This is a genomic window from Novosphingobium sp. Fuku2-ISO-50, from assembly GCF_001519055.1.
Taxonomy (GTDB): Bacteria; Pseudomonadota; Alphaproteobacteria; order Sphingomonadales; family Sphingomonadaceae; genus Novosphingobium.
The window spans coordinates 1-10970 of sequence record NZ_KQ954313.1; the positions used below are offsets into that span (position 1 = coordinate 1).

The 10970-nt window shown below is 62.2% G+C and carries 12 protein-coding genes and 1 tRNA gene; 10 read left to right on the plus strand and 3 right to left on the minus strand.

What is annotated here, in order from left to right:
- Positions 1-323: 323 nt before the first annotated feature.
- A complete protein-coding gene (locus AQZ50_RS20670) occupies positions 324-530 on the plus strand; it encodes a hypothetical protein (protein ID WP_156427462.1) in 207 nt (68 codons plus the stop codon).
- A 69-nt stretch (positions 531-599) separates the two neighbouring features.
- On the opposite strand, the gene AQZ50_RS20675 is transcribed toward AQZ50_RS20670, so the two are convergent.
- The 3 genes from AQZ50_RS20675 to AQZ50_RS19735 all read right to left on the minus strand — a co-directional run bounded on the left by AQZ50_RS20675 (position 600) and on the right by AQZ50_RS19735 (position 1732).
- Positions 600-1028, minus strand: coding sequence for a hypothetical protein (locus AQZ50_RS20675; RefSeq protein ID WP_156427463.1), 429 nt, complete (start codon positions 1026-1028; stop codon positions 600-602).
- On the minus strand, positions 1021-1500 hold the full coding sequence (locus AQZ50_RS19730; RefSeq protein ID WP_067749375.1) for a Panacea domain-containing protein: 480 nt from the start codon (positions 1498-1500) through the stop codon (positions 1021-1023). The genes AQZ50_RS20675 and AQZ50_RS19730 overlap by 8 nt, the downstream gene beginning before the upstream one ends.
- Positions 1501-1657: 157 nt before the next feature.
- A tRNA-Thr gene (locus AQZ50_RS19735) sits at positions 1658-1732 on the minus strand.
- A 346-nt stretch (positions 1733-2078) separates the two neighbouring features.
- On the opposite strand from AQZ50_RS19735, the gene gpmA reads away from it, so the two are divergent.
- The 9 genes from gpmA to AQZ50_RS19785 all read left to right on the plus strand — a co-directional run bounded on the left by gpmA (position 2079) and on the right by AQZ50_RS19785 (position 10877).
- Positions 2079-2765, plus strand: a complete 687-nt coding sequence (gpmA, locus tag AQZ50_RS19745) for a 2,3-diphosphoglycerate-dependent phosphoglycerate mutase (RefSeq protein ID WP_067749380.1) — start codon at positions 2079-2081, stop codon at positions 2763-2765.
- Between the two features lie 25 nt (positions 2766-2790).
- Positions 2791-3288, plus strand: a complete 498-nt coding sequence (gene purE / locus AQZ50_RS19750) for a 5-(carboxyamino)imidazole ribonucleotide mutase (RefSeq protein WP_067749382.1) — start codon at positions 2791-2793, stop codon at positions 3286-3288.
- Positions 3289-3311: 23 nt separating this feature from the next.
- Entirely contained in the window at positions 3312-4370 is a 1059-nt protein-coding gene (locus AQZ50_RS19755) for a 5-(carboxyamino)imidazole ribonucleotide synthase (protein ID WP_067749394.1), read from the plus strand.
- 29 nt (positions 4371-4399) lie between these two features.
- Complete coding sequence (locus AQZ50_RS19760; RefSeq protein WP_067749397.1) at positions 4400-4867, plus strand: dihydrofolate reductase; 468 nt, start codon at positions 4400-4402, stop codon at positions 4865-4867.
- A complete protein-coding gene (locus AQZ50_RS19765) occupies positions 4867-5784 on the plus strand; it encodes a bifunctional riboflavin kinase/FAD synthetase (RefSeq protein ID WP_067749384.1) in 918 nt (305 codons plus the stop codon). Before AQZ50_RS19760 ends, AQZ50_RS19765 begins: the two co-directional genes overlap by 1 nt.
- A gap of 125 nt (positions 5785-5909) precedes the next feature.
- Positions 5910-8729 (plus strand): isoleucine--tRNA ligase, encoded by a 2820-nt coding sequence (gene ileS, locus AQZ50_RS19770; protein WP_067749387.1) that lies wholly within the window; start codon positions 5910-5912, stop codon positions 8727-8729.
- Positions 8726-9268, plus strand: a complete 543-nt coding sequence (gene lspA, locus AQZ50_RS19775; RefSeq protein WP_067749390.1) for a signal peptidase II — start codon at positions 8726-8728, stop codon at positions 9266-9268. The genes ileS and lspA overlap by 4 nt, the downstream gene beginning before the upstream one ends.
- Positions 9268-9690 carry a DUF3035 domain-containing protein gene (locus AQZ50_RS19780; RefSeq protein ID WP_067749392.1) on the plus strand — a complete coding sequence of 141 codons (423 nt, stop codon included), beginning with the start codon at positions 9268-9270 and terminating at the stop codon, positions 9688-9690. The genes lspA and AQZ50_RS19780 overlap by 1 nt, the downstream gene beginning before the upstream one ends.
- Before the next feature lie 236 nt (positions 9691-9926).
- Positions 9927-10877, plus strand: coding sequence for an IS481 family transposase (locus tag AQZ50_RS19785; protein WP_067749399.1), 951 nt, complete (start codon positions 9927-9929; stop codon positions 10875-10877).
- Positions 10878-10970: the final 93 nt, after the last annotated feature.

A 10970-nucleotide genomic window follows, 5' to 3' on the forward strand; every position in this document is an offset into this window, starting at 1 on the left:
GCACCTCAGACGCATCGGAGCCAGGACCATCGATGAGCTTTGGAAAGCCGTCGGCAACATCTGCGACCTCTACACCCCTCAAGAGTGTTGGAACTATCTCAAGGATGCCGGATATGCGTCCGATTAAAGGCACGAGGCTCTAGTCTGAAGGAGTCGCGGAATCATGAAGGCAGACGTGAAGGGGCCGAGTCGTTACCTCGACCCCTTCAACCCACCAAGGTTGTACAACCGCTGGTGGACTGGGCTATGCAGCGAGCGGAATCCTATTCCTTTCGAGGTCCGGGTCAAGGCGGTTGTGTGTTTTTCGATTGAGGAAAAGCATTATGACTGCTGTTTACAAGCCCGGCGACACCGTCGAGCGATCTGGAATTTATAGGGTCATCCATGATCGCAATCATGCTTCACCGCATGAGGTGACTTGCGTTTATGGGAAGCAGTTTCCGCCCTGCAATCACTGCGGAGGCCATCCGCGTTTTGAATTGGTTCGTGCGGCACAGCACATTGAGCATAACGATCATTTTAAGAAATGACGCAATTCAGGCCGGTGGTCGCCACCGGCCTGTTTTTTGCACAATGACGTGTTCGAATGTTCGGGTGCTCTAGTTGCCCGGAGGAGGGGGGCTCGACCTGAACAAGCCCCGAGCTATAAATCCAACTAGGCCGATAGCGGCTACTGCCGTGCTTCCAACAAGAGTTTGGAGTACATTTGTGTCAATTTTAATAAAGCTAAGTCCGGATAGAATAATTATTGCGCCGACGGTGGCGGAATAAAACTCAAGGTAAAGGAGAATTTGACTTGCATATTTTTTTCTGAGTTCTCTGTCGGCATTGAGGTTTTCAATATAAGCTCGTGCAAGATCATTCCTAAGGGCTGCCGCTTCGGCTTTGTGTTTGGATAGAGATCGATCAAGCCATAAATTTTCTTGCACCGCCGGGTCATTCGGGCCGTCATCCTGACCTGCCAGTGAGGCTTCTTCCGGCGGTAGTACCGATGGCAGCCTAGGCTCAATGGCTTTCTGTTTAGGCATGGGCGCGCGGCGCCCGTTCCTCTGCCAGTCGGCGATAATGTTCCGCGATCAGATCTGCTGGGATCACTTCCCCTGAAGAGCCTGGCTCATAGGTCATGCTCCAAGGAGTGTTCTCGGCATGGGTAATGCGCGACAATTGAATGCCGGTCATGTGACCATACAAGCGATACACATCCTCGATTAGCCGAGCCTCTTGACCTGTCAATCGGTCGGGGGTTTCGTAAGCGCGAGAGGGCAGATAGCCAGCGACAAACCCGCCCCCAAAACCTTTCATCGCGTGATAGAGGTCTGGGATGACGGGGCCGTATTGCCATGCTTGAACGGATTGCTCGATCAAAGGCCTGCCATGAATGCCAAGCGACCACCCGTGCGCAATATACACGAGCTTGAGCACCTGCATGGGCGTTAGCCCACGTGCATCATCTTGAGCGAGTTCTAGAAATTTGTTTGCAACGATGCGGGCATCAGCCATTGTCTGAACCTCTCCGCGATCTAGCCGCTGCTATCATAGCGCCGCGAGTCTATTCGTTCGGATGAGCGGGCGCAACAAAATTTCTATTAAGAAGCGCAAGTTATTTCTTCGCGAACCGGTTTTGCCACGCAGCACCCCAGCTCAAGAGGCGGGGAAATGGTGCTGCTGGGGAGGATTGAACTCCCGACCTCAGCCTTACCAAGGATGCGCTCTACCACTGAGCTACAGCAGCACACCATTTCCCGCCGGACCCGGTCTTGCGCATCGCGCCGCCGGGGCAGGCGCGCCCTTTGGCTGTGGGGACAGGCTTTGTCAAGCGGGGCTTGCTTGCCCGCGCCGCATTCGGCACAGCGTGGGGCATGACACAGAGCGTTCCTCCACCCGGTACTGCAAAGAAGGATGTTCGGCAGGCCCGGCTTGCCGAACAGTTGCGCGCGAATCTGCATCGGCGAAAGGCGCAGGCGCGCGCGCTGGCGGCGACAGGTTCCGAGGACGAATCGCCGAAAACCGACCTTTCCAAATCCTGACGGAGCCGCTACGGCGCGCACCTTCCATAAAGCTGTCAAACAGGAACGCCGATGCCCCGCCTGATCCTTGTTCGCCATGGCCAATCGCAGTGGAACCTGGAAAACCGGTTCACTGGCTGGTGGGATGTCGATGTCACCGAAAAGGGTGCTGCCGAAGCATTTGCCGCCGGTGTCCTGCTCAAGGAAAAGGGCGTGCTGCCGACGGTCGCCTTTACCTCGGTGCAGACCCGCGCGATCAAGACGCTGCATCTCGTGCTCGAAGCGGCGGGCAGGCTGTGGATTCCCGAAACGAAGGACTGGCGGCTCAACGAGCGGCACTATGGCGGGCTGACCGGGCTCGACAAGGCGGAAACGGCGGCCAGGCATGGCGAGGATCAGGTCAAGATCTGGCGCCGCAGCTTTGACACCCCGCCGCCGCCGCTCGAAGCGGGCAGCGAATTCGATCTGGCGAGCGATCCGCGCTATGCCGGGATCGCGATTCCCTCGACCGAAAGCCTCAAGGACACGATCGCGCGCGTGCTGCCTTATTACGAGACGGCGATCGTGCCTGCGCTTCGGGCCGGTGAAACGGTGATCGTCGCGGCGCACGGCAATTCGCTGCGCGCGCTGGTCAAGCATCTGTCGGGCATTTCCGATGCCGACATCACCGGGCTCGAAATCCCGACCGGTCAGCCGATCATCTATGAACTGGATGATGCGCTGGCGGCGACCGACCGTTATTACCTGTCCGAGCGCTGAGCCGCTTGCGAAGGAAGGGGACGCGATGACTGCAACCGTGCCGGCCACTCCGCCCGTGGCGATCGTCATGGGCAGCCAGTCCGACTGGGAAACGATGCAAAACGCCGTGGTCGTGCTCGATCGGCTGGGCGTGGCGCACGATTGCCGCATCGTTTCGGCGCATCGTACCCCCGATCGGCTGGTCGATTTTGCCAAGGGGGCGCATGCTGAAGGCTTTCGCGTGATCATCGCGGGCGCGGGCGGCGCGGCGCATCTGCCGGGCATGGTTGCGGCGATGACGCATCTGCCGGTGCTGGGCGTGCCGGTGCAATCGCGGGCGCTGTCCGGGCTCGACAGCCTGTTGTCGATTGTCCAGATGCCCGGCGGGATTCCGGTCGGCACGCTGGCCATCGGCGCAGCCGGGGCGACCAATGCCGGGATTCTGGCCGCATCGATCCTCGCCACGACCGATCCGGCGCTGGCCGAACGGCTGATCGCGTTTCGCGCCGAACAGACTGAGTCGGTCGCCGAGCGGCCGGTCTGAGCGGGCGGGCGATGACGAAGACGATGATTCCTCCCGGCGAAACGATCGGCATTCTCGGCGGGGGGCAGCTTGGGCGGATGATCGCGCTGGCGGCGGCGCAGCTTGGCTATCGCTGCCACATCTATGCGCCCGAGGCGGATTCGATTGCCGCCGATGTCGCCGCCGAGTTTACGCGGGGCGCCTATGACGACACGGCGGCGCTGTCCGCCTTTGCCGCGACATGCGCGGTCGTCACCTACGAATTCGAAAATGTCGCCGCTGCGCCGCTCGCGGCGATCGAGGCGCATGCCGCGCTGCATCCTCCGGCGCGCGCGCTCGAAGTGGCGCAGGACCGGGTCAGCGAAAAGAGCTTTGTCGAAGCGCTCGGCGGTCGTCCCGCGCCTTGGGCCAAAGTCGATTCGCGCGCCGATCTGACGGCGGCGATGGCGGCGATCGGTACGCCGGGCATTCTCAAGACGCGACGCGACGGCTATGACGGCAAAGGGCAATGGCGGATCATGACGCCCGCCGATGCGGACGCGATCGATTTGCCCGCCGTGCCGTTGATCTACGAAGGTTTCGTCACGTTTTTCGGCGAATTTTCGGTGATTCTGGCGCGCGGGGCCGATGGCGAGCTGGCCTTTTGGGATTCGGCACAGAACGAGCATGACGGCGGGATTCTCGCGCGCTCGACGGTGCCCGCGCCGCCGCGCATTGTCGCGCAAGTGGGGCAGGCGCGCGACCTTGCGGCCAAAGTCGCCGCCGCGCTCGATTATGTCGGGGTGCTGACGCTCGAATTCTTTGCGACCGAGGCCGGGCCGGTGTTCAACGAAATGGCGCCCCGCGTCCACAATTCGGGCCACTGGACGATCGAGGGCGCGCTGACCAGCCAGTTTGAAAACCATGTCCGCGCGATTTGCGGCCTGCCGTTGGGCGCGACCGCGCTGGCGGCCAAAGGCGCGGTGATGGATAACCTGATCGGCGATGCCGCGCACGACTGGCCGACGATCCTGTCCGATCCGGCCAATCACTTGCACCTTTACGGCAAGGCTGCCGCACGCCCCGGACGCAAGATGGGCCATGTCACGCGGCTGGTGCTGTGACAGCGCCCGGCCTGATGATCCCCAGCCTGATGATCCCCGGCCTGACGATTATTGTCGCGCGCGCCGCCGACGGCACCATTGGGCATCAGGGGCGGCTGCCGTGGCACTTGCCCGCCGATCTGCGCCGGTTCAAGGCACTGACCATGGGCAAGGCGATGATCATGGGGCGCAAGACCTTTGATTCGCTGCCTGGGCTGCTGCCCGGCCGCCGCCATGTCGTGCTGACGCGCGATCGCGCCTGGCACCGCGCCGGGGCCGAGACGGTCTATTCGGCGCAAGCGGCGCTGGCGCTGGCGGGCGAGGACGCGATGGTGATTGGCGGGGCCGAGGTCATCGCGCAGATGGAACCCTATGCCGCGCGAATCGAACTGACCGAAGTGCATGGCGCCTATGCCGGCGATACGGTCATGCCCGCGCCCGGCCCGCACTGGCGCGAAATCGCGCGAGATGGGCACGATGCCTTTGATTTCGTTACACTGGAAAGGGTTTCGGCCTGATGCGCTTTGATGCCCGCGATCCTTTGCCCGAAGCCTTTCGCGGCGCGATCATCGCGCTCGGCAATTTCGACGGCTTTCACCTCGGCCATCAGGCGGTGGCACGCGCGGCGGTCGATTGGGCGCGCGCCGAGGGGCGCCCGGCGATCATCGCCACGTTCGATCCGCATCCCGTGCGCCATTTTCAACCCGATGCGCCGCCGTTTCGGCTGACCACACTCGATCAGCGCGAGGAACTGTTTGCCGAGGCCGGCGCCGATGCCATGCTCGTCTTTGGCTTCGATGCCGTGCTTGCCGGAACCACGGCGGCCGAATTCGTGCGCGATCTGCTGGTCGAGCGGCTGGGCGCGGCGGGTGTCGTGACGGGCGAGGATTTCACCTTTGGCAAGGCGCGCGGCGGCAGCGTCGGCGTGCTGGCAGAGTTGGGCGCGGCGCTGGGTCTGCGCACGCGCGCGGTCGGGCCGGTGCTTGTCGGCGGTGAAGTCGTTTCGTCGAGCCGCATCCGTGATGCGCTGGTCGAGGGCGATTGCGCGACTGCGGCGCGGCTGCTGACCCGGCCCTTTGCGGTTCGCGGAATTGTCCAGCATGGCGACAAAGTGGGGCGCACGATCGGCTTTCCGACCGCCAATCTCCCGCTTGGGCACTATCTGCGTCCGCGTTACGGAATCTATGCGGTAACCGCGCGGCTGGCCGACGGCACTTTGCTCAAGGGCGCGGCCAATATCGGTATTCGTCCGACGTTCGATCCGCCCAAGGAACTGCTCGAACCGCACTTTTTCGATTTTTCCGGCGATCTTTACGGGCAGACGCTCGAAGTCGGCTTTCACCATTTCCTGCGCGGCGAATGGAAATTCGATTCGCTCGATGCGATGATGGCGCAGATTGCCAAGGACTGCGACGAGGCGCGCAGGCTGCTTTAGCGCGTTACAGGGCGGTACATCCTACCCCCTAAATTCTAATTCTGCCCCCCTATATTCCAATCCTGCCAATGCCGACCCGGTCCTCAATTGCAGGATGCGGGCAAGCTCGCTAAGGCCCTTGCCCCATGACCCAAGAGCGCGATTATCGTTCCACTGTCTTCCTGCCGAAGACCGAGTTCCCGATGAAGGCCGGCCTGCCGCAGAAAGAGCCGGGGATTCTCGCGCGCTGGCAAGATGCGGATTTGTATCGCGCCTTGCGCGATGCCCGCGCGGGGCGCGAAAAATTCATCCTTCACGATGGCCCGCCTTATGCGAATGGCGACATGCACATCGGCCATGCGCTCAACCATATCCTCAAGGACATGGTCGTGCGCACGCAAAGCCTGCTCGGCAAGGATGCGCCTTATGTGCCCGGCTGGGATTGCCACGGCCTGCCCATCGAGTGGAAGGTCGAAGAGGAATATCGCAAGAAAAAGAAGAACAAGGACGAAGTCCCCCCGCGCGAATTCCGCGCCGAATGCCGCGCCTATGCGCGCAAATGGGTCGATACCCAGCGCGAACAGTTGAAGCGGCTGGGCATCAATGCCGATTGGGATCATCCCTATCTGACGATGGATTTCGCCGCCGAGGCGACGATCGTGCGTGAGTTGATGAAGTTTGCCGAGACCGGCCAGCTCTATCGCGGTGCCAAGCCGGTGATGTGGAGCCCGGTCGAAAAGACCGCGCTGGCCGAAGCGGAAATCGAATACGAAGACATCGTTTCGACCCAGATCGACGTCGCATTCGAAATCACCGAAAGCCCCGAGCCCGATCTCGTCGGTGCCTATGCGGTGATCTGGACCACGACGCCCTGGACGATCCCGGCCAACCAGGCGATCGCCTATGGGCCGTCTGTCGATTACTTCGTGATCGAAATCGGTGCGCGGCGCTATCTCGTGGCCGAGCCGCTGGTCGATGCCTTTGTCAAGCGCATCGGCGCGGACAGCCACACGATGCTGTTCTATATCAAGGGCGCCGCGCTCGAAGGCACGCTTGCGCGCCATCCGATGTATGCGCTCGGCGGCTTTTTCGCGCGCCCGCGTCCGTTTCTGGCGGGCGATTTCGTCACCACCGAATCGGGCACCGGGCTTGTCCACATGGCCCCCGATCATGGCGAGGACGACTTTCTGCTGTGCAAGGCGCACGGCATCGATCCGGTCTTTGCAGTCGAGGGCGATGGCTGTTATCGCGCCGACTGGCTGTGGCTGCCGGGCGAAGGCAGCGTGATCAATCCGAAGTTCAATGCGCCCGACGGGCCGATCTGCACGGCGCTGGCCGAAGCGGGCGGGCTGGTCGCGGCGAGCGCCGACTATCGCCATTCCTATCCGCATTCCTGGCGGTCAAAGGCCAAAGTGATCTTTCGCTGCACGCCGCAATGGTTTGTGCCGATGGACAAGGCGATCCCGCCGATCCTGCCGCCTGACGCCGACGAACTCGATGCCATGCTCGCCCCGCGCACGTTGCGCGAACGCGCGGTCAAGGCGATCGCACAAACCCGCTTCGTGCCCGAAAAGGGGCGCAACCGGATCGGCGCGATGGTCGAAGGGCGCCCTGACTGGGTTCTTTCGCGCCAGCGCGCCTGGGGCGTGCCGCTGACGCTGTTTGTTCACCGCCGGACGGGCGAAGTGCTGGTCGATCCCGCCGTCAATGCGCGGATCGTTGCGGGAATCGCCGAAGAAGGCGTCGACGCCTGGGACGAAGCGCGCGCCGCCGACTATCTCGGAGCCGACTACGCGGTCGATGACTACGAACGGGTCACCGACATTCTCGACGTCTGGTTCGATTCGGGTTCGACTCATGCGTTCGTGCTCGAAAGCGGGCGCTGGCCCGATCTCGTCCGCCCCGAAGGCTATGTCGGCCCGCCCGCCGACCTCTATCTCGAAGGATCGGATCAGCATCGCGGCTGGTTCCAGTCGTCGCTGCTCGAATCGTGCGCGACGCGCGGCCATGCGCCGTACAAGGCGGTGCTGACCCATGGGTTCACCATGGACGCCAAAGGCCTCAAGATGTCGAAATCGCTCGGCAACACGGTCAGCCCGATCGATCTGATGCGCGATTATGGCGCAGACATCCTGCGGCTGTGGGCGCTGTCGGTCGATTTCACCGAGGATCATCGCATCGGCAAGGAAATCCTTGCAGGCGTCGCCGATCAGTATCGCAAGCTGCGCAACACGTTCCGCTATCTGCTCGGTGCGCTCGACGGGTTTTCCGACGCGGAGCGTGTGGCGGTTGCCGACATGCCCGAGCTGGAGCGCTATGTCCTCGCCCGGCTCGGCGCGCTTGATGCGACTCTGGCCCGCGCGGTCGATGACTTCGATTTCAACACCTATGTTCGCGCGCTGAGCGATTTTGCCAACGAAGACCTCTCGGCGTTCTTTTTCGACATCCGCAAGGACAGCCTTTATTGCGACGCGCCGACGTCGCCGACGCGCCGCGCCTATCGCACCGTGCTCGACATGCTGTTCCATGCGCTGGTGCGCTATGCCGCGCCGGTGCTGGTGTTTACCGCCGAGGAAGTCTGGGGCACGCGTTATCCGGATGGCGGCAGCGTGCATTTGCTCGAATGGCCCGAAATTCCGGCCGTCACGGTCGACGCCGAACGCTGGAGCGAATTGCGCACGTTGCGCGCCACGGTCAATGAAGCGATCGAACCCTTGCGCCGCGAAAAGGTCATCGGCTCCGGGCTCGAAGCGGCTGTTACCGTTCCGGCCGAGGGCGATGCGGCGGATCTGGCCGAGCTGTTCATCACCGCTTCGGTGCAGTGCGGCGATACGCTGGCCGTAACGCGCACCGACGATCACAAATGCGGCCGTTGCTGGCGCCATCTGCCCGAAGTCGCGCAGGATGGGGCGCTGTGCGCGCGTTGTGACGATGTGGTGGCGCAAATCGACAGTGTTTCGGCATGACCGCTGGTAATGTCCGGTTCGAGGCATGGACCCGGCGCGCCTTTGGCTATGGCCTGGCGCTGCTGGTCTTTGCGATCGATCGCGGGGTAAAGGCCTTGCTGCTGGGCCCGGTCGCGCTCGATCATCGCGATGCGATTGCGGTCCTGCCGATCTTTGCCTTGCGCTTTACGCAGAATTTCGGTGTCTCGCTGGGGCTGTTTACTGCGACTTCGGCGGAAATGCGGCTGATCCTGATCGGCGTGACGACGGCAATCGCGCTGGGCGTGGCTGCCTGGCTGATGGTCGAGCGGCGGCGCGCCGATGTGGTCGGGCTGGCGCTGGTGCTGGGCGGGGCACTGGGCAATATTTACGATCGGGTGGTGCATGGCTTTGTCATCGACTATGCCGACTTCCACATCGGCGCCTGGCGACCGTTCCTGATTTTCAACCTGGCCGATGCGGCTATCACTTTTGGCGTGCTGATACTGCTTGCCCGTTCGCTGCTTTCCAGCGAAAAGCCCGGCAACAGCCCTGCGAAAACCCCCACGGAGAATTCTTGATGCGCAAGACCGCCCTTTACTCCCTTGCCGGTTGCGCGGTGGCGTTGTCCGGCCTTCTGGGCGGGTGCAGTTCGCATTCCTCGCTGTTCAACCGTGTGCGCCCTGATGAATTCGCGGTGACGCGTCAGGCGCCGCTGATTATTCCGCCCGATTTCGGGCTGACCCCGCCGAACCCCGGCGCGCCGCGCCCGCAGGATGTCGATTCCAGCCGTCAGGCGCTCGATGCGCTGTTTGGCGGTCCTGCCCCGCGCAGCGCGGTCGAAACCGACGCGCTGGGCAAGGCAGGCGCTTCGTCTCCGGGCATCCGCAGCACGGTCGGCGATCCCAAGACCCAGACCGTGCCCAAGGGCGCGGGCGTGCGCGACATCATCAAGGCGCCGGAAAGCGACAGCCCCGCCGCGCGCGCGTCGTCCGGGCAGTAATCGGGGGGGCAATAACGGCGAAAGCCCCCGGCCATTCCTGCGGCGTTCGCATATCGAGTCATTTGGCCCGTATCGTCCCCATGCGCGGCGTTCAGGTTGTAGCCGAAGATCGACCTGAATGAATCGGCAGGGCTTGTCATGAGCCCGCTTGCGCATTGAGATATATCACTGTTTTTTAGGTGTTTGGTCCCGGCATTTGATGGTGCATTATCCATGCAGGAATGGAAGGATGCACTATGGGTCAGATTCTACACGGGAGCGCCCGCACGACTGAGGCAGTCCGTCGAGCGATACAACATAGTCAAGAGAGCCTGAGGGTTCTGTCCAAGCGCTACGGCATCAACCAGAAGACCGTCGCCAAGTGGAAGAAGCGCACGGCGGTCAAGGACCTGCCGACCGGCCCGAAGGATGCTCACTCGACGGTGCTGGGCATTGAAGAGGAGGCGATCATTGTCGCCTTCCGCAAGCACACTCTGTTACCGCTGGATGACTGCCTCTACGCCCTGCAGGCCACGATCCCGCACCTGACGCGCTCATCCCTGCATCGCTGCCTTCAGCGGCACGGTATCAACCGGTTGCCCGAGGTGACGGGAGACAAGGAGCCCAAGCGCAAGTTCAAGACCTATCCGATCGGCTACTTCCATGTCGACATCGCAGAAGTGCAAACTGCTGAAGGCAAGCTGCGCCTCTTCGTGGCGATCGACCGGACCAGCAAGTTCGCCTTTGTCGAGTTGCATCGCGAAGCAGGCAAGATGATCGCTGCCCAGTTCCTGCGCAATCTGATCGCTGCCGTGCCCTATGCGATCCATACCGTGCTGACCGACAACGGCATCCAGTTCACCAACATGGCGCACCACAAATACGCTTTCCACCACATCTTCGACCGGGTCTGTGATGAGCATGAGATCGAGCACAGGCTTACCAAAATCAAGCATCCCTGGACCAACGGCCAGGTCGAGCGGATGAACCGGACGATCAAGGAAGCAACGGTCAAGAGATACCATTACGACAACCATGCCCAGCTGACTGCACACCTCCACGACTTCATTGACGCCTACAATTACGGGCGCCGTCTGAAGACACTGCGCGGCCTCACGCCCTACGAATACATCTGCAAATGCTGGACAAACGAGCCTGAACGATTCAACCTAAACCCGCACCATCAAATGCTGGGACCAAACACCTAGAAATATCCGTTCGTCCTGAGCTTGTCGAAGGACGCGCGAGACGGTTGGTCAGGCGATGCGGTAGGTGCGCAGCGCAGGCCTTGGCGCGCGTCC